This is a genomic window from Aminobacter sp. GW821-FHT11F06 (assembly GCF_058808215.1).
The window spans coordinates 1-17,945 of the sequence record NZ_JBXARL010000010.1; the positions used below are offsets into that span (position 1 = coordinate 1).

The window sequence follows — 17,945 nt, forward strand, 5'->3', positions numbered from 1 at the left end:
ATCATCGGCTTGTCGTAGATCGGCAAGATCTGCTTGGAGACCGCAAGCGTGGCCGGATAAAGTCGCGTGCCACTACCGCCGGCTAATATGATGCCCTTCAATGTAGCAATCCGTTCAATCTAGATGGCAACAGCACCAACGGCATGTCAAACGCCTGCCATTTCGCAACCGGTATCTAGCCGATCATCATTCCAAGACCGTTGAAATTTAATTTTGCAGTGTAATTCTACGTGATGCTCGGTTGAATTGCCCGCAATTGAACCGCTGAGCGATCTTGCTCCAACGATATCGATGACTCATCAAGGATCGCCTGCATGCGGCAAGCCGCCCAATAGGTCTGCCTTTTTGTGCGTATCAGCTCGTCCGACTGCGATCACAGCCGAAACGACCAGAACAAACAAGCCAGGGTGGCGATGCCGAAGATGGCGAAGAACAGGCTGCGCAAGAGGACATTGCGGCGGAGTTCGTTCATCGTCAGATGGCAGCCGACGATGGCTGCGACGAACAGGAAGCGCCAGTCGAGCAGGGCCCATGGCGCGCTTGTATGTCCGAAGGCCCAGCGCGCCGCGAGGCAGCCGACGATGGTTGCAAACAGTGCGACGACGACCCAATGGATCGTGTCGGCAGCGTTGAGCAGGACGACGCTTGCGGCCTTGAGCGGCAGGATCATCATCAGCATGGCGGCAAAGAAGTAGATCGCCGCCAGGGGCAGGAACGTGTCGGCGTTGGCGATGCCGTCGAGCCGGTTCACGCCGGTGACGCCGAACGGATAGCCGTGCCGCGCCACAGCAAGGCTGAGCGCCATCAACAAGGCTGTCAGCACGGCGACGAGGGCAAATGAGGTGGCGGCCTTGTTCATGATGGTCCCGGCGGTTGGCGAATCGGCTTGCACCTTGCGTAGCGCAGCAAAATCGGGATTTCCAATGATGAGATTTCAGTTGGGTAGGGCGTTGGCGTCGGGAACTGGCCCATACCGCCCTCAAGCTCGCGCCGCGCGGTCATCATGTGGAGCGCGCTGCTTGCGGCTGCTCAAGCCTGGCCAATGCAGGCGGACGACCTGCCGGTGGCCGACCCGCCTTGATGTTGCTGCGCGGTCGCCTGATTCATGCCGAATTGCCAAGGCATCTCAATGGCTGAAGGGACTCGGCGACCACGCGCCACACACAAGCGCGATGGATCGATAATGGCCGCCGCGCATTGTAGGCGAGGTGGGGACCACATTTTTTGGAGAGATTGGCGATGAAGAAACTGGTTTTGAGCCTTGCGCTGCTGGTACCGCTGGCAGCCTGCTCGCAGACGCAACAGGGTGCAGCCATCGGCGGCCTCGGCGGTGCGGCGATCGGTAGTGCTGTTGCCTCCCCCGGAAATCGCGCAGAGGGTGCGCTGGTCGGTGGCGCTGTGGGGGCCGTCGCCGGTGGCCTGATCGGCCGGGCGAATGAGCCCAACCAGTGTCGCTATCGCGACCGCTATGGCCGTACCTATGTCGCGCCGTGCCAGCGCGGCTATTACTGAGCCGGCTATCTCAATTCGACAATATCCCGACGGCGCTGACGCGTCTTCGGGATATTTTTTGCCACCCCTTCAGCGGGCGATCGTCGCGGGCCTCGGTTCTCTCGAGAATCAGGTTATTTCTATATCTCATTGTTTTCAAACATGTATTTACATCGATTCGCGCTGTGTCGCGTGACAGCCTGAAGCGTTCCACCTTTGAAATGGGATGCCTGTTGGGGATAAAATGCTCCGCGCAGCTGGTGCGGCGGCAAAGCCGTTCCACAATCTTGCCAAAATTAGCAATCGACAAAGTCTATTATTTTTATAGACTAACGGCATGATGGAGATTGCGATGGCACAGACCCAGTATCTCTCACACGGCCGGCCGGCGCAAAACGCGGCTTCGACCGTCAGGCCGGTGGCATTTGCCCAGCTTGCGTCCTACCTCATCTTCACGGTGTCGTTCGGCTTCACCGTGGCGATGGTCGTCGGACTGGTGCGCTAGACTGCCTCGAATTGGCGCCCGGAAGTGGTGCCGTGTTCTCTCAGTGAAGAAGGTTTTTCCAGGTAGCGCGTGAACCGGTGCGGCGGCGCCAAATTGTTCCTGACAAGATGAAGGAGTTTGCGATGCAGATCGACTTCACCCATTGCCCGGGCGGCACAGCCGACAGCGACGAACTTCACTCTTCCTTCTTTTCCGACACAGCTCTTGCCGTCCAACGGTTGCGGCAGCTTGAAAATGCGGGATTCAGCCGTGTCATGATCGACGACATGGGCGGCCTGCTCGCCAACATGGACCTGGCGTCGCTGGCGCTGCGCGCGACGCGGACGCTTGGTGTGCTGGTTTCCCATTGGCCGGGCATTGTGGCGCCCGTCGTGGCTGCGCGACAGTTCGCCGCCTTCGACCAACTCGGCAATGGGCGCCTGGCGCTACGCGTGCCGCCGAGCCGCGACCTGCGCGAGACCAATGACGACAGTGGTCTTGTCGCTACGCTTGGGCGTACCGACGAATATCTGATGCTGCTTAAGCGGCTGTGGGCCAATGCGCAGCCTTTCGACTTCGAAGGCGCGTTCTATCGCATCCATGGCGGCTTCGTGCCGATGAAGGCTGCCGAAGGCGTCGTGATACCGCTACAATTGGGCGGATTGTCGGGTACGGCGCTCAAGATCGCTGGCCGGCACGCCGACCGGTTCGAACTGCTGGCAGGCGGGCTCGACGAAACGCAGCGGCTGATCGAGCGCGTTCGGGTTGCGGCCGAGCCTTTCGGCCGGGCGCAGCGCATCGGCTTTTCCCTGCCGGTTCATGTCGGCGAGGGCAGGCGGGCTTGGCAGCTTGATGGCGCGCCTGAGCAGGTCGTTTCGGCGCTGGCTCGCTTTGTCGAACTCGGCGTGACGGACTTCGTTGTCCACGGCCTCGATGATGCCGATGCGATCGCGGCGTTCGGACGCCAGGTCATCCCGCCGCTGCGCAAGGCTTTCAGGCGGCAGGAGCCAACGCACATGCATCGCCGCAACAGGCCGGTGGTGCTGCGTCAGGTCGTCTGAAAACTTCAGGCGTGATGGAGCGCGTCGCCCAGGACGTCGTCATTGGCGGCGTCGCGGACCTGGGCGAGGCTGCGATTGTCGAGCACGCCGGCAATCGCCTGGCGCACCTCGAGCATCATGTGCCTGATCTGGCAAGTCGCCTCGTCGCAGTCATCGCAAGGCTGGTACTGGGTGCGGCTGGCGCAGGGGATTGGCGCCAGCGGCCCGTCGAGCACGCGCACGACATGGCCGATCTTGATCTCGGTGGCCAGCTTGGCCAAGCGGTAACCGCCATCCTTGCCCTTGCGGCTCTGGACAAAGCCGGCATTGCGCAGCTCGCCCAGGATGGCGTCGAGAAATTTTTTCGGGATCTTGTTGGCGGTCGCGATGTCGCCGACGAAGGCGAGCTGACCAGCGGGCAGTTGCGATAGGTGGACGAGGGCCTTGAGGCCGTATTTGCCTTTTTTAGTCAGCATGGTGAACGCGTGTCATCGGCTTCGGCTGCCAGTCGCAGCGTGAGGTTGCATGCCGAGGATAACGATTCGTCCCCATCGCATTCCGGCTTCCACCAGAGATAAATTCCACAGACTTGATATACAAGCCGAAACACGTTGATTTTCCGTAAGTTTTGCGGGTTTTGAGCCAAATCAGCCCGCCGCGTAGACTCGGGCACGCTCGATGGTGATGACGCCCTGTTCGCGGGCGCTGACCTGGGTCTCGGGCGTGACATCGAGTTCGATCGCTTCGCCAGACGCGGTGACCGCAAGAATGCGCCGGCCTGCTGGCCGGTCGATGACACGGGCGACAGTCGCGGGGATGCCTTCGCCTGAAGAATTCCAGCCGAGATCGCTGGGGCGCAGGAAGATTTCTGCTGGGCCATCGGAGAGGCCGGGGGCAGGGATTGTGGCATCGCCAAGCCGGGCATGGCCGCCTGAAACAGTTGCAGCAAAGCGATTGGTGTCGCCCAGAAAATTCATGACAAAGGCCGAGGCCGGGTTGCGGCAGACCTCTTCGGGCGTGCCTTGCTGGACGATCCGGCCCTTGTCGAGGATGACGACGCGGTCGGCGAGGTCGAGCGCTTCTTCCTGGTCGTGGGTGACAAACAGCGTGGTGATGCCGAGCTCCTGGTGGATTTCACGCAGCCAGCGGCGCAGGTCGCGGCGGACATTGGCGTCGAGCGCACCGAAAGGCTCGTCGAGCAAAAGCACCTTGGGATCGACGGCGAGCGCGAGCGCGACGCGCTGACGCTGGCCGCCTGAGATCTGACCAGGAAAACGTTCGCCCAGGCCATCGAGCTGAACCAGGCGCAAAAGCTCGGTGACGCGCGTATCGATGGCGGCCTTGTTGCGGCGGACTTTCGAGACCTTCATGCCGAAGGCGATGTTTTCCGCCACCGTCATGTGCGGGAACAGCGCATAGTGCTGGAAGACGAATCCGACGCCACGGTCGCGCACTGGAATGTTGGTGGCATCGTCGTCGCCGAAATAGATGTGGCCGGCATCGGCATATTCGAGGCCGGCGACCATGCGCAAAATGGTGGTCTTGCCCGAGCCGGAGGGACCGAGCAGGGCGACGAGTTCGCCGCTTTCGATCTCCAGCGATACGCCGCGCACGGCGCGGAAGGTCTCGAAGGTCTTTTCGACATTGTCGAGGCGGATTTTCATGACGAAACCTCAGCGGAAACGGTTTTGGGGGCTGCGGCCGGCGCGGCAAGCGACGGGCGGCGGCGGGCGCGGCCGGCACCCTGGCGTTCGAGCAGGACTTTTGCCACCAGCGTGACGACGGCGAGCAGCGCCAGGATGGAGGCCGCGGCGAAGGCGCCTGCAGTCTGGTAGTCGTGGTAGAGCAGCTCGATATGCAGAGGCAGCGTGTTGGTCTGGCCGCGAATGTTGCCTGAGACCACCGAGACAGCGCCGAACTCGCCCATGACCCGCGCGTTGCACAGCACCACGCCGTAGAGCAGGGCCCAGCGGATGTTGGGCAGCGTGACCGAAAAGAAGGTGCGCCAGCCGGATGCGCCAAGTGAGGTCGCGGCTTCTTCGAGATCGCGCCCTTGGGCCTGCATCAGCGGAATCAACTCGCGCGCGACGAAGGGGGCGGTGACGAACATCGAGGCAAGCACGATGCCAGGCAGGGCAAACAGGATCTTGATGTCCGCGGATTCGAGCGCCGGGCCGAACAGCCCCTGCAGGCCGTAGACGAAGAGATAGGCGACACCGGCGACAATGGGCGAGATCGAAAACGGAATCTCGATGACCACCAGCAGGAAGCGGCGGCCCCGGAAATCGAATTTCGTGATCGCCCAGGCGGCGGCGACGCCGAAGGCGGTGTTGATCGGCACGGCGATGAGCGCGGTGACGACGGTAAGCCCAATGGCGTGCAGTGTATCAGGGTGGGCGATGGCTGCGGCATAGACCTGGATGCCTTGCGAAAAGGCCTGGTAACCGATGACGGCCAGCGGCGCGATGATGACGATGGCGACCAGTGCCAGCACGATGCCAATCAGCGTGTGGCGGAAGAGTGGGGCGTCGCCGACGCGAGGCGGGCGGCCTTTGACGGGCGCGTTCATCTCAGCCCCTCGCCGTGTAGCGCAAGGCGCGGGTCTGCAGGATGTTGGTGATGGCGAGCATCAGGAAGGCGGCGATGAGCAGCACCGAGGCTATCGCTGCGGCGGCCTGATAGTCATATTCCTCGAGCCGGATGAAGGCGAGCAGTGCTGTGATCTCGGTGGACATCGGCTGGTTGCCGGCAATGAAGATGATGGCTCCGAACTCGCCGAGGCTGCGCGCAAATGACAGGGACAGGCCGGCGAGCAAGGCGGGCGTCAGCAGCGGCAGGATGACACGCAGGAAGATCGAGCGGTCGCTGCCGCCAAGCGTCTGTGCGGCTTCCTCAAGCGCTGGATCGAGGTCTTCCAGCACCGGCTGCACGGTGCGGACGATGAACGGCAGGCTGGTGAAGGCCATGGCGACCATGATGCCGAGCGGGGTGTAGGCAACCTTGATGCCGGCTTGGGCAAGCACCGAGCCGAACCAGCCGTTCTCGGCGAACAAGGTCGTCAGCGCGATGCCGGCAACGGCTGTCGGAAGCGCGAAGGGCAGGTCGACGAGCGCGTCGATGAAACGGCGGCCCGGAAAGCGGTAGCGTACCAGAACCCAGGCCAGCGCCATGCCGAAGACGAGGTTGAAGGCGGTCGCCGCCAATGCGGAAAGGGCGGTGACGCGGTAGCTGGCAACGGCGCGGGGCGAAGAGACGATGCGCCAATAGTCCTCAAAACCGAGGCTGGCCGCCTTGAAGACCAGCGCACCGAGCGGCAAAACGACGATGATCGAGACGTAGACGAGGGTTATCCCCAGCGCCAGGGGAAAGCCCGGTAGAATGCGGCGCGCCACTGGAATGCCTTCCTTAGAAACTTCAATGCGGAAAGCCGGCATTGGCCGGCTCTCCAATTCTCAACAGCAATAGGTGGCTGCGGTCAACGCGCGCCGTAGATCTGGTCGAGCAGGCCGCCCGAACCGAAATGTTCCTTCTGGACCTTGTCCCAGCCGCCGAAGACGTCCTCGACGGTGACCAGGCGAACTTCGGGGAACTGGTCCTTGAACTCGGCCGCAACCGCCGGCTCGTGGACGCGGTTGCCGTGCTGGGCGGCGATGCGCTGTCCCTCGGGCGTGTAGAGGAAGTCGAGGTAGGACTTGGCGAGATCACGCGAGCCGCGCTTGTCGACGACCTTGTCGACCACGGCGACGGGGAATTCGGCCAACAGGCTGACCGAGGGAATGACGCTTTCGACCTTGTCGGAACCATACTCCTTGGCGATCGAGCGGGTTTCGGCTTCGAAGGTGATCAGCACGTCGCCGATGTTGCGCTCGACAAAGGTGGTGGTGGCGGCGCGGCCGCCGGTGTCGAACACCGGCACGTTGTCGAACAATTTTGTCACGAACGCCTTGACCTTGGCGTCGTCGCCCTTGAACGCTTCCTTGGCGTAGGCAGTGGCTGCCAGATAGGTGTAGCGCGCGTTGCCCGAGGTCTTGGGGTTGGGGAAGATCACCTTGACGTCGTCGCGGACGAGATCGGACCAGTCCTTGATGCCCTTGGGGTTGCCGGCGCGGACGAGGAAGGACGGCAGCGAATAGAAGGGCGAGGCCTGGTTGGCGAAATCCTTCTTCCAGTCGTCGGAAACAAAGCCGTTCTTGACCAGGAATTCGATATCGGTGACCTGGTTGAAGGTGACGACGTCGGCTTCAAGCCCCTCGACGATGGCGCGCGCCTGCTTGGAGGTGCCGGCATGCGACTGGTCGACGGTAACACCGGGGTTCTTGGCGATGAACGCCGCGTTTTCGGCGGCGAACAGCTCGCGTGCGACATCATAAGAAGCGTTGAGCAGCTTGTCCGCGGCGTTGGCCTGCAGCGGACCAGTGAGGATCGCGGCAAGGGCTACGCCGACGAGAAGGAAGCGTTTCATGGGGGCATTCTCCTGAGACAAGCGGCAAATGGCTAAAGTAGGCCGCAAGATAGTCGGGAGGTTACGTTCGCGGGAGGCAGAGGCAGGTTGCCTCCGCTGAGGGGTTGAGAATTTTCGTCTCTTTTCGGCGGTTGAGAAGAAATCATTTTCCGGTTCAGCAGTTGTGTCGCTGTCGAACCGGAAAATCCCGACTATTTGTCGGTGACACCAGCCTCGGCAAAACTCGCCATGCGGGCGTGGCATTCGAACGCTGAGCGAACGATGTTGACGGCGAGGCAAGCGCCCGAGCCTTCTCCAAGCCGCATGCCCATATCGAGTAACGGGGGGAGCTGCAGCGCTTCGAGCAGCTGACGATGCCCGGCTTCGGCCGAGACATGGGCGGAGAGCGTGTGGGCGAGGCCCTGCGGGTGCAATTTCGCGAGCGGGGCGGCGGCGGCTGTGACGACAAACCCATCAAGCAGGACGGGCACGCCAAGATGCCGGGCGGCGAGCGTGGCACCCAGGATCGCGGCGAGTTCGCGCCCGCCGAGTGCTGCGGCAATCGCCAACGGATCGGAGAGGCTTGCGGCGTGGCGGGCGAGGCCAGCGTCGATGGCGGCGAATTTGCGCGACAGGCCCGAATCGTCGACGCCTGTGCCGCGTCCGGCCCAGTCGCGGCCGGTACCGCCGAAGAGTGCGGCGGCGATTGCCGCTGCGGGTGTTGTATTGCCGATGCCCATTTCGCCGAAGCAGATCAGGTCGAGGTCCTCGTCGACCGCTTCATAGCCGGTGGCGACGGCGGCGAGGAACTCCGCCTCGTTCATCGCAACGTCTTGCGTGAAGTCGCCGGTGGGGTGGTTGAGGTCGAGCGGGATCACCGACAGCTCGGCACCGGCAAGGCGGGCGAGCTGATTGATGGCGGCACCGCCGCCAGCAAAATTCGCCACCATCTGCACCGTCACCTCGGAGGGATAGGCCGAAACGCCTTGGGCGGTCACACCATGGTTGCCGGCAAAGACAATGACCTTGACTCGGTCGAGCCGGGGCATGTCGCGACCTTGCCAGCGCGCCAGCCAGGCGGCGATGGTTTCGAGCTTGCCCAGACTGCCGCGCGGCTTGGTCAGCGTGTCCTGACGGCCAGCTACGGCTTGCGCGGCGGCATCGCTGCCTGCGGGCAGGGCGCTGCAGGCTGCGCGCAATTCATCGAGCGATTTGAAGGCCATGGCTGCGAATACTCCAAGATTGAATCAAGCCAGGATGGCGGATGCGGCGAAAAGCAAAGTGATCTCGGCGAGCTGCTGCAATGCGCCGATGGTGTCGCCGCTCTGGCCGCCGATCTGGGCGAGGCAGAGTTTTCGAAATGCGACAAACAGCAGTGCGAGGCAGATGGCAGCGACGACGGCGCCCTTGAGGCCAAGCAGCAGCAGAGCCACAGCGCCAATGGCGAGAGCTGTCAGGACAACGCTGTCGGACAGCGTGCCCACTCCGGCCGAAAGCCCGTCGATGCGTGCCTGCGGCAACATCTGCATGAACACGGGGATCAGTGCGCGCGAGGCGACATGGGCGACGACAAGGCCAACAAGCACGTGGCCGGGCGTCGCCAGTTCGGCAATGGCGCTCCAGCGCGCGAGGATCGAAAGCGCCAATGCGCAGGCACCGTAGGTGCCGATGCGGCTGTCGCGCATGATCTCGAGCTTGCGTTCGCGCGTGCGCCCGCCGCCGAAGCCGTCTGCTGTGTCAGACAGCCCGTCTTCATGCAGGCAACCGGTGACCAGCATGCCAACAGTCAGGGCAAGGGCAGCGGCGAGATTGGGCGACAGGCCGAGCAACGAGGCGATGGCGTAGACGAGCCAGGCGATGACGGCGACGACCAGCCCGATCAGCGGCGCGGTCCAGATGGCGTCGGCGAGTGAACGGTCTTTGACCTCGAAGTGAGGCAAGGGCAGGCGGGTGAAGAACACCAGGCCGATGCGAATGTCATCAAAGATCGTCGCCAACGAGGTCATCTCAGGCCTTCGCAATGGCGTGGAAGAACGTACCGGTGACATGGCCGCGCCGGCCACCGAATGTACCAAGCGGATTGCCCTGGCCGTCTGATATCTCGCCAAGCGGGGTGTCTTCGCCTTTCTTGACCGTCTGGGCGTAGTGGAACTCGTGGCCACGGATTGCATCACCGGCGGCGCCGAGTGGGCATGCGGCAGCCAATCGTGCCTGGCGATAGCCGAGGTTCATCTTGCGCTTGGCGAAGCTGGTGGCGTGGCCAAGCAGGCCGAGCATGGGGTGGGTCGTGCCATTTGCATCCTCGATTGATTCGCCAAGCACCATGAAGCCGCCGCACTCGCCATGGACCGGTTTTGTCTCGGCGAAACGGCGCGTGCCCGATATGAAATTCGAGGCTGCGGCAAGCCGGCCGGGATGCAGTTCGGGATAGCCGCCGGGCAGCCAGCAGACGTCGCAGGAAGCGTCGGGTGCTTCATCTGCGAGTGGCGAAAACGGCACCAATTCCGCGCCCATGGCGCGCCATTGCGCGGCGACATGCGGGTATAGGAAAGTGAAGGCGGCGTCCTGGGCGAGGGCGATGCGCTGGCCGGGCGGCGAAAGCGCATAGCCCTGATCTCCGGCGCCAGGCGCGAGCGGCGTGGCCAATGCCATGATCGCGTCGAGGTCGAGCGAGCGCTCGGCCATATCGGCGAGCTTGTCGATGTGGGCGAAGAGATCAGCGTGCTCCTCGGCCTGGACAAGACCCAGATGGCGCTCCGGCAGGGAAAGTGTTGGGTCGCGCAAAATGCCGCCGACGACGGGCAGGCCGAGCGCTTCGATGGCGTCGCCGGCGAGCTTGCGGTGGCGCTCGCTGCCGAGCCGGTTGAGCACCACGCCAGCAATGTGGACATCACGGTCGTAAGTGGCAAAACCCTTGGCGATCGCGGCCGCCGTCTGCGACTGGCCGGAAACGTCGAGCACCAAAAGCACCGGCAGGCCGTAGAGCCGGGCAAGATCGGCGGCGGCACCCGAGCGTCCTTGCGGGGCCGGTATGCCGTCGAACAGGCCCATAGCGCTTTCGACGATGACAAGGTCGGTGTCGCTGGCTGCATCCGCTGCGAGCTGATTGAGCAGGGAAGGCGGCATCGCCCAACTGTCGAGATTGACGCCGGGCAGGCCGGTGGCCGCTTTGTGGAAGCCGGGATCGATGTAGTCGGGCCCCGATTTCGCGCCGCGCACGCGAACGCCGCGACGGGCAAATGCGCGCAAAAGACCAATGGTGACGCTGGTCTTGCCCGAGCCGGAGCGTGGCGCGCCGATGATCAGCCCGCGCGCGGTCATTTTTGCCCCATGAGTTCGGCACGCAATGCAACGATGCCGCCGATGACGATGAGTGCGGGGGAGACGACTTTCTCGCGCCGGGCCGACTCGATCAGAGTGCCGAGCGATGCGGTGACCGTGCGCTCCTGCGGCATCGAGGCGTTCTCGACGAATGCCGCGGGCGTATCCTCGGGCAGCCCTGCTGCCAAGAGCTCCGCCACGGTGTCCGCCATATGCGTCAGGCCCATATAGATGACGATGGGCTGGCCGGTGCGGGCAAGGGCTGCCCAGTCAGGCCGGTCGTCGCTGACAGCGGCAAAGCCGGTGGCAAGGATGATTGCACCGTTGACGCCGCGCATGGTCGCGGGAATGCCGGCCGAGGTCAGGCCGCCGAAGGCCGAGGTGATGCCGGAAAGCACGCGCCAGGGGATGTTCTCGCGCGTCAGCACCAGCGCTTCCTCAGCACCTCGGCCGAAGACGAAGGGATGCCCACCCTTCAGCCGCACAACCTTGCGGTCTTCTCGCGCCAGCTTCACCAGAAGTGCGTTGATATCGTCCTGCGGGATCGAGAGCCTGCCGCCGCGCTTGCCGACGAAGAATTTTTCGGCTTGCTCGGCAATGTCGAGGATTTCAGGCGACACCAGCGCGTCATGGACCAGCGCGTCGGCCTGGGCGAGTGCGGACAGCACATCGAGCGTGAGACAGCCGGGATCGCCCGGCCCGGCACCGGCCAGCCAGACATGGCCGGGTTCGAGCATCTGCGGCTCGTACTTCAAACGTGCAATGGCTTTTTCGAGACTCATGCGTGTCGCTTTCGCCGATGACGCGCGGGCTTGGCCAGCCTATAGATCGCGTCATGAATGAAGAAGATCGTCCGCTCAAGCGCGGCTGGACCACCGGTGCCTGCGCCACCGCCGCGACCAAGGCAGCGTGCATCGCATTGAAGTCGGGTGAGTTTCCCGACCCGGTGGAAATCACTCTGCCGAGCGGCCAGAAGGTGGCCTTTGCGCTGGCGAAGAGCGAGCGTTTGGACGGCGCGGCCATGGCCGGCATCGTCAAGGACGCAGGCGACGACCCCGACGTGACGCATGGGGCGCTTGTCATGAGCACGGTGCGGCCGGGCACACCGGGCAGCGGCATCGTTTTCAAGGCGGGCACGGGCGTTGGCACGGTGACTCGGCCGGGCCTGCCGATCCCGCCCGGCGAGGCATCGATCAACCCGGTGCCGCGCAAGATGATCGCTGGTGCGATCGCGGAAGTTGCCGGCGAGGGTGCCGACTACGAGGTCGAGATTTCCGTCGCCGGCGGCGAGGAGATGGCACTCAGGACACTCAACCCGCGTCTCGGCATTCTGGGCGGCATCTCGATCCTGGGAACGACCGGCATCGTCATTCCTTATTCCTGCTCGGCCTGGATCCATTCCATTCATCGCGGCGTCGATGTCGCGCGCGCCATGGGCTTCGACCATGTCGCGGGCTCGACCGGCAACGCCTCCGAGATGGCCGTCCAGAAGTTCCATGATCTGCACGAAGTCCAGCTGATCGACATGGGCGACTTTGTCGGCGGCATGCTGAAATACATCCGCGCCCATCCTGTGCCCAAGGTCACGATCTCTGGCGGCGTCGCCAAGATGACCAAGCTGGCGCAAGGACTGCTCGACCTGCATTCGAGCCGGGGTTCGGCTGATCTCGAAGGCTTGGCTGTGGTGGCGGTCGAAGCGGGTGCCGATGCCGAACTTGAGGCGCGCATCAAAGGGGCCAACACAGTGGCCGAAGCCTTCATTGAAGCGAACAAGGCGGGCATTGCGATTGGCGAGGCTATCGCCAAGGCGGCCTGGCGCACGGCGGCCGACGCCCTCAACGACCCCGATATCGCGCTCGAAATCCTCGTCTTCAACCGCGAGGGAGAGCTGATGGGGCATGCGCCCTTCGCCTCGTCTCATAACCCGTCGCGACCCCTGAAGCGGCGCTGATAATAGGCGTCGTAGAGCGAGCTCTCGCGGAAATCTTCCGCTGCCAGCGAGGCACCTACGAAGATGATGGCGGTTCGCTCGATCGGGTCCTTGGCCAGTTCGCCAGAAATCGTCGACAGCGTGGCGCGGATGATGCGTTCATCCGGCCATGAAGCGCGGAAAACAATCGCCACCGGACAATCCGCGCCATAATGCGGGGTGAGTTCCGCAACGACCTGATCGATGGCGTGGATGGCAAGGTGGACGGCAAGCGTCGCGCCGGTGCGGCCAAAGCCGGCCAGCGTTTCGCCGGGTGGCATTTTGGAGGCACGGCCCGAGACGCGGGTCAGCACCAGGCTCTGGGCCACCTCAGGGATGGTCAGCTCGCGTCCGAGCGCGGCGGCAGCGGCGGCGAAGGACGGTACGCCCGGCGTCAGCGTATAGGGGATGCCGTGCTTTTCCAGCCGCCTGATCTGCTCGGCGACCGCGCTCCACACCGACAAATCGCCGGAATGCAGGCGCGCGACTTCATGGCCAGCGGCATGGGCCGCCACATATTCCGCCTCGATTTCGTCGAGCGACATCGGAGCCGTATCGACCAGCCGCGCGTCCGGTGCGCAGTAGGACAAAAGCTCAGGCGAGACGATGGAGCCGGCATAAAGGCAGACCGGGCAGGCGGCCAGGAGCTTTGCGCCGCGTACGGTGATGAGGTCGGCGGCACCTGGGCCGGCGCCGATGAAATGAACGGTCAAGTGCTGGCTCCACTGATGGCGATGGCGCAGGTGGCCGCGCCGACTGATATACGCGGGCCAAGCAGGCTCGAGCCGTCGCCGGCAGCTGCAAGGGCTGAAGCTTCGGAGACGGACGGCGTGCCTGCGGCTTCGAGCGAGGCTTGCGAGCGGCTGAGCGTGCGTGGCTCTGCCGCCTTCAGCTTCGTGTCTTCGACGACAAGCAAGGGGAGGTCGAGGGTTCGTCCGGCGGCGATAATGCCTTGCTCGTCGCGCTTGAGCACCGCTGTGGCGAGCGCTGAAAGCGCAGTTACTGCCAGTCCGTGCGCTTCGAGCGCGGTTTCGATGGCGGAAAGGATGTCTTCGTGAGTTGCGCCTTTGCGGCAGCCTATGCCTGCGATCATCATGGCTTCACCCAACTCCATTGCGTGACCGGCATTGCCGGCCGCCAGCCGGTCATCGAGCCAACAGGGGCGGCGCGGGAGACTTGAAGACGGATGAGCTCGCCGCCGAGCGCGGTGTAGCGAGCGAGCAGCAACGCTTCCATTTCGAGCGTGACGGCGTTGGCGACCAGACGGCCGCCGGGACGAAGGGCGTCGATGGCCGCGTCGAACACACCCGGTTCGCTGCCGCCGCCGCCAATGAAGATGGCATCGGGTGTGGGCTGACCGGCGAGTGCATCGGGTGCTGTGCCATGAACGATGGTGAGCCCTGGTACGCCGCAGGCCTTGGCATTGCGGTCGATCCGGGCGACGCGCTCAGCATTGGTCTCGATAGCGACAGCACGCAGCGAGGGATGGCAGAGCATCCACTCGATCGAGATCGAGCCGGAACCGGCGCCGATGTCCCACAACAGCTCGCCGCGCTGCGGAGCAAGCGCCGACAGCGTCATGGCGCGGATCTCGCGCTTGGTGATCTGGCCGTCATGCTCGAACAGATCATCGGCGAGGCCACAGGCGAACGGCAGGATTTTTGCTTCCGGAGTTGATTCAATCTCCAGCGCCAGAACGTTGAGCGGATTGATGTTTTGGAGATCGAAGGCGGCAGCGGTTGTGGTGCGCAGGCGCTCATTGGCTCCGCCAAGCGCTTCGAGCACAGTCAGCTGTGAGCCGCCGAAACCGCTGTCGGCGAGGAGTCGGGCAATCGCAGCGGGCGCGTCGCCATCGGCGGTTAGTGCCAGGATGCGCGCGCTTGGCTGCAACAGCGGGCGGATCAGCTCGATGGCATGGCCGTGGAGCGAGATCGTCTCGATATCCTGCAATGCCCAGCCAAGGCGCGAGGCGGCAAGCGAAAAGGCGGAAGGGGCAGGCAGCACGCGCATTTCGGCTGCTGGCACCTGACGCGCCAGCGTGACGCCGACGCCATGCAGGAATGGGTCGCCTGAGGCGAGTACGCAGACTTTTTTGCCACGCAGGGCCGTGACATCGCGCATTTCGCTGTCAAAGGGCGTCGGCCAGGCGCGGGCTTCGCCTGTGATCAGTCCGCCTGCCAGCGCGAGATGGCGCTTGCCGCCGAAGACATGGCTCGCCGCTGAAATGGCGCGCTTGGCCTCGTCGCCGAGACCCGCTACACCGTCTTCGCCGATGCCGACGACCGTCAGCCATTTAACCATCGGTGTGTTGAATTCAGCAGGCATGATGACCCACCGCATATTGATTTTGGGCGGAACCACCGAGGCGCGGCAGCTGGCGGCAAAACTCGCCCAGCGCGGCGATCTTGACATCACTCTGTCCATGGCCGGACGAACCGAAAATCCGGTCGAGCAGCCGGTGCCGGTGCGCGTGGGCGGCTTTGGCGGGGCGCAGGGCCTGGCCGACTGGCTGGCCGAGCACAAGATCAATCTGCTGATTGATGCGACGCATCCTTACGCCGCCCGGATCTCGGCCAATGCTGCAGAAGCGGCGCGCATGTCCGGCGTGCCAATCCTGGCGCTGCGTCGACCAGCCTGGGAGCCAGTCGTCAGCGACCGATGGTCTTTGGTGGACGATAGCGACGAGGCGGTCGCTGCGCTGGGTGTTAGGCCACGTCGCGTTTTTCTCGCGCTCGGCCGGCAGGAGATCGCGGCTTTCGCGACAGCCCCCCAGCACTCTTACATCATTCGCAGCGTCGACCCGATCGAGCCGCCGCTCGATGTGCCTGACGCCACCTACATTCTTGCGCGCGGGCCATTCCGAGAGGCGGACGAGCGGGCGTTGCTTGTCGAACATCGCATCGAGGCAATCGTTGCCAAGAACAGCGGCGGTGCGGCCACCTATGGCAAGATCGCGGCCGCGCGGGAACTTGGGATCGAGGTGATCCTGTTCCGCAGGCCGGAATTGCCGGACATTGCGTCCGCGCCGACCGTAACCGCGCTGCTCGACCTTATCGATCATCAGTTCGCCCCGACTGAAAAGCGCGGCGTGTAGACCAGCGGAGGCTTGCCGTCGCGCTCGATCAGGCGCGTCTCGGGCGAACCGATGATGACACAGGTCGCCATGTCGGCCCTGGTCGCGTCGGCATCGCCCAGCGTAAATATCTCGATGCGCTCGTCGGGCCGGCCGGCGGCACGGCCGAAGATGACCGGGGTCGACGCAGGCAGATGCGCGCTAAGCGTCTCAAACGCGCTGCCGAGCTGCCAGGGCCGCGCCTTGCTGATCGGGTTGTAGAGCGAAATCACGAAGCCCGCAGTCGCCGCCGCCACCAGCCGGCGTTCGATCAGCTCCCAAGGCTTCAGATTGTTCGACAGGTTGATCGCGCAAAAATCATGGCCGAGCGGTGCGCCGACGCGGGCGGCAACGGCCAGCATGGCGGTGACGCCCGGCACGATGGCGAGCTCGATGTCGCGCCACTCCCTGGGGCCTGCCTCGATGGCCTCGCAGATGGCAGCGGCCATCGCAAAGACGCCTGGGTCGCCGCCGGAAACGACTGCGACGTGATGGCCGGCGGCAGCCATTTCGAGCGCAGCATTGGAGCGCGAGATTTCCTCGCGGTTGTCGGAGGCGACACGGGTCTGGTCGGCGCGCAGCTCAAGCCGGTCGAGATAAGGTTTGTAGCCGTAGAAATGGCTGGCCTCAGCGACAGCGTTGGTGGCCTCAGGCGTGACCTGGTCGGTATTGCCTGGCCCAAGGCCGACGACGACGAGACGGCCGCTCACAGCTCCGCTCCCGGTTTGCCAGCCCAGCCGGGTACCAGCACGATGGCGAAATAGGGTGCGATGTCGTCAGCCTTGTCGACAAGCCGCATCGACATCGTGTTCGCCATGGTGCCGCGCTCGACATAGATGGCGCGCTCGAGCTTGCCGGTGACTTCCAGCGCCTTGCGGATCTTGGGCAGGTTGCGGCCAACCTTCATGATCACGGCGGCGTCGGTGTCGGCGAGGCGGCGGGTGAGCTCGAACTCGCTCATCGTGCCGGGAAGCACTGACAGCACGTCGTCGCCCTGGACGATCGGCACGCCGGTCTGCGACCAGCAGCCCGACATGGCGGTGATACCAGGAATGACCTCGGTCGGGTAAAGATGCGACAGCCTGACATGCAGGTGCATGTAGGAGCCGTAGAATAGCGGGTCGCCCTCAGACAGGATGGCGACGGTTCGACCCTCCTTGAGGTGGGCGGCCACGGCCTGTGCCGACTGTTCGTAGAAGCTTGTGATCGCCGCGCGGTAGTCGTCGTGATCCTTGTCGATCTCCGTGGTGACCGGGTAGAGCAACGGCAGTTCGATGACGTCGGCACGGAAATGCGCATCGGTGATGGTGCGGGCGTTGCCGTTGTTGCCGCGCTTGGCAAAATGCGCGATCACGTCGGCCTCGGCCAAAGCGCGCACCGCCTTCAAAGTCAGCAATTCGGGGTCGCCCGGACCAGTGCCGACGCCGATGAGGCGGCCTTTTTGAGCTGATGTCACAGGCCCGGCCTCGCAAGCGCGTTGAGGGCGGCGGCGGTCATGGCGCTGCCGCCGAGGCGGCCGCGCACGATGGCGTAAGGCACGCCATAGGAGTTTTCGGCCAGCGCATCCTTGGATTCGGCGGCACCGACGAAGCCAACCGGCATGCCGATGATGGCGGCGGGTCTTGGTGCGCCGTCACGCAGCTTTTCAAGTAGGTAAAACAATGCGGTCGGAGCGTTGCCGATGGCGACGACCGAGCCGGCCATTTTATCGCCCCAGAGGTCGATGGCGGCGGCGGAACGGGTGTTGCCGACTTTTTGCGCGATTTCGGCTGTTTTCGGGTCCCGCAGCGTACAGATCACCTCGTTGTCGGCAGGCAGGCGGGCGCGGGTGACACCACGCGCCACCATCTCGGCGTCGCAGAAGATCGGCGCGCCGGCCTTGAGGGCTTCGCTCGCAGCGGAGGCGAAGTTTTCGGAGAAGACGAAATGTTCGGCCGCCTCGACCAGGCCGCAGGCGTGGATCATGCGCACGGCGACATCGGCTTCGGCTTCGGAAAAGCGCGTAAGGTCGGCTTCCGAGCGGATGATGGCGAAGGATCGCTCGTAGATGGCCATGCCATCGTGGATGTAGTCGTAGGCGGCCATGG

At 64.0% G+C, this 17,945-nt stretch carries 22 protein-coding genes; 5 read left to right on the plus strand and 17 right to left on the minus strand.

Annotated elements, in window-relative coordinates:
• On the minus strand, positions 1-101 hold a 101-nt coding region (locus AC1RTB_RS21790), incomplete at its 3' end, for a sugar phosphate nucleotidyltransferase (RefSeq protein WP_492881168.1).
• 272 nt (positions 102-373) lie between these two features.
• Positions 374-859, minus strand: coding sequence for a hypothetical protein (locus AC1RTB_RS21795; RefSeq protein WP_492880956.1), 486 nt, complete (start codon positions 857-859; stop codon positions 374-376).
• 380 nt (positions 860-1,239) lie between these two features.
• On the opposite strand from AC1RTB_RS21795, the gene AC1RTB_RS21800 reads away from it, so the two are divergent.
• From AC1RTB_RS21800 to AC1RTB_RS21810, 3 genes are all read left to right on the plus strand, one after another.
• Positions 1,240-1,512 carry a YMGG-like glycine zipper-containing protein gene (locus AC1RTB_RS21800; RefSeq protein WP_492880957.1) on the plus strand — a complete coding sequence of 91 codons (273 nt, stop codon included), beginning with the start codon at positions 1,240-1,242 and terminating at the stop codon, positions 1,510-1,512.
• 331 nt (positions 1,513-1,843) lie between these two features.
• Positions 1,844-1,996, plus strand: coding sequence for a hypothetical protein (locus tag AC1RTB_RS21805; protein WP_492880958.1), 153 nt, complete (start codon positions 1,844-1,846; stop codon positions 1,994-1,996).
• 122 nt (positions 1,997-2,118) lie between these two features.
• Positions 2,119-3,036 carry an LLM class flavin-dependent oxidoreductase gene (locus tag AC1RTB_RS21810; protein ID WP_492880959.1) on the plus strand — a complete coding sequence of 306 codons (918 nt, stop codon included), beginning with the start codon at positions 2,119-2,121 and terminating at the stop codon, positions 3,034-3,036.
• A 5-nt stretch (positions 3,037-3,041) separates the two neighbouring features.
• Here the strand turns inward: AC1RTB_RS21810 and AC1RTB_RS21815 are convergent, their stop codons facing one another.
• The 9 genes from AC1RTB_RS21815 to cobA form a co-directional block, all read right to left on the minus strand.
• Positions 3,042-3,491, minus strand: coding sequence for an RrF2 family transcriptional regulator (locus AC1RTB_RS21815; RefSeq protein ID WP_492880960.1), 450 nt, complete (start codon positions 3,489-3,491; stop codon positions 3,042-3,044).
• Positions 3,492-3,662: 171 nt separating this feature from the next.
• Entirely contained in the window at positions 3,663-4,679 is a 1,017-nt protein-coding gene (locus tag AC1RTB_RS21820) for a sulfate/molybdate ABC transporter ATP-binding protein (RefSeq protein ID WP_492880961.1), read from the minus strand.
• Positions 4,676-5,584 carry a sulfate ABC transporter permease subunit CysW gene (cysW, locus tag AC1RTB_RS21825; RefSeq protein WP_492880962.1) on the minus strand — a complete coding sequence of 303 codons (909 nt, stop codon included), beginning with the start codon at positions 5,582-5,584 and terminating at the stop codon, positions 4,676-4,678. The genes AC1RTB_RS21820 and cysW overlap by 4 nt, the downstream gene beginning before the upstream one ends.
• 1 nt (position 5,585) lies before the next feature.
• Positions 5,586-6,449: a sulfate ABC transporter permease subunit CysT gene (gene cysT, locus AC1RTB_RS21830; RefSeq protein ID WP_492880963.1), complete on the minus strand. Its 864-nt coding sequence runs from the start codon at positions 6,447-6,449 to the stop codon at positions 5,586-5,588.
• A gap of 41 nt (positions 6,450-6,490) precedes the next feature.
• Entirely contained in the window at positions 6,491-7,477 is a 987-nt protein-coding gene (gene cysP / locus AC1RTB_RS21835) for a thiosulfate ABC transporter substrate-binding protein CysP (protein ID WP_492880964.1), read from the minus strand.
• 191 nt (positions 7,478-7,668) lie between these two features.
• Complete coding sequence (cobT, locus tag AC1RTB_RS21840; RefSeq protein WP_492880965.1) at positions 7,669-8,679, minus strand: nicotinate-nucleotide--dimethylbenzimidazole phosphoribosyltransferase; 1,011 nt, start codon at positions 8,677-8,679, stop codon at positions 7,669-7,671.
• Between the two features lie 24 nt (positions 8,680-8,703).
• Positions 8,704-9,477 carry an adenosylcobinamide-GDP ribazoletransferase gene (cobS, locus tag AC1RTB_RS21845; RefSeq protein ID WP_492881169.1) on the minus strand — a complete coding sequence of 258 codons (774 nt, stop codon included), beginning with the start codon at positions 9,475-9,477 and terminating at the stop codon, positions 8,704-8,706.
• A complete protein-coding gene (locus AC1RTB_RS21850) occupies positions 9,464-10,777 on the minus strand; it encodes a cobyrinic acid a,c-diamide synthase CobB (protein ID WP_492880966.1) in 1,314 nt (437 codons plus the stop codon). The genes cobS and AC1RTB_RS21850 overlap by 14 nt, the downstream gene beginning before the upstream one ends.
• Positions 10,774-11,559, minus strand: a complete 786-nt coding sequence (gene cobA / locus AC1RTB_RS21855; protein ID WP_492880967.1) for a uroporphyrinogen-III C-methyltransferase — start codon at positions 11,557-11,559, stop codon at positions 10,774-10,776. The genes AC1RTB_RS21850 and cobA overlap by 4 nt, the downstream gene beginning before the upstream one ends.
• 53 nt (positions 11,560-11,612) lie before the next feature.
• Between cobA and AC1RTB_RS21860 the strand changes: the two genes are divergently transcribed.
• On the plus strand, positions 11,613-12,728 hold the full coding sequence (locus AC1RTB_RS21860) for a cobalt-precorrin-5B (C(1))-methyltransferase (protein WP_492880968.1): 1,116 nt from the start codon (positions 11,613-11,615) through the stop codon (positions 12,726-12,728).
• Here the strand turns inward: AC1RTB_RS21860 and cobM are convergent.
• From cobM to cbiE, 3 genes are read right to left on the minus strand one after another with little or no spacing between them, the layout of a single operon-like run.
• Positions 12,695-13,459 (minus strand): precorrin-4 C(11)-methyltransferase, encoded by a 765-nt coding sequence (cobM, locus tag AC1RTB_RS21865; protein WP_492880969.1) that lies wholly within the window; start codon positions 13,457-13,459, stop codon positions 12,695-12,697. The two genes, AC1RTB_RS21860 and cobM, sit on opposite strands and share 34 nt — an antisense overlap.
• Positions 13,456-13,842, minus strand: coding sequence for a cobalamin biosynthesis protein (locus tag AC1RTB_RS21870; RefSeq protein WP_492880971.1), 387 nt, complete (start codon positions 13,840-13,842; stop codon positions 13,456-13,458). Before AC1RTB_RS21870 ends, cobM begins: the two co-directional genes overlap by 4 nt.
• A complete protein-coding gene (cbiE, locus tag AC1RTB_RS21875; RefSeq protein WP_492880972.1) occupies positions 13,839-15,071 on the minus strand; it encodes a precorrin-6y C5,15-methyltransferase (decarboxylating) subunit CbiE in 1,233 nt (410 codons plus the stop codon). The genes AC1RTB_RS21870 and cbiE overlap by 4 nt, the downstream gene beginning before the upstream one ends.
• Before the next feature lies 1 nt (position 15,072).
• Between cbiE and AC1RTB_RS21880 the strand changes: the two genes are divergently transcribed.
• Positions 15,073-15,840, plus strand: coding sequence for a cobalt-precorrin-6A reductase (locus tag AC1RTB_RS21880; protein ID WP_492881170.1), 768 nt, complete (start codon positions 15,073-15,075; stop codon positions 15,838-15,840).
• Here the strand turns inward: AC1RTB_RS21880 and AC1RTB_RS21885 are convergent.
• From AC1RTB_RS21885 to AC1RTB_RS21895, 3 genes are read right to left on the minus strand one after another with little or no spacing between them, the layout of a single operon-like run.
• Positions 15,807-16,568 carry a precorrin-3B C(17)-methyltransferase gene (locus tag AC1RTB_RS21885; RefSeq protein WP_492880973.1) on the minus strand — a complete coding sequence of 254 codons (762 nt, stop codon included), beginning with the start codon at positions 16,566-16,568 and terminating at the stop codon, positions 15,807-15,809. The two genes, AC1RTB_RS21880 and AC1RTB_RS21885, sit on opposite strands and share 34 nt — an antisense overlap.
• A complete protein-coding gene (locus AC1RTB_RS21890) occupies positions 16,565-17,314 on the minus strand; it encodes a precorrin-2 C(20)-methyltransferase (RefSeq protein ID WP_492880974.1) in 750 nt (249 codons plus the stop codon). Before AC1RTB_RS21890 ends, AC1RTB_RS21885 begins: the two co-directional genes overlap by 4 nt.
• A complete protein-coding gene (locus AC1RTB_RS21895) occupies positions 17,311-17,943 on the minus strand; it encodes a precorrin-8X methylmutase (RefSeq protein WP_492880975.1) in 633 nt (210 codons plus the stop codon). Before AC1RTB_RS21895 ends, AC1RTB_RS21890 begins: the two co-directional genes overlap by 4 nt.
• Positions 17,944-17,945 lie beyond the last annotated feature (2 nt).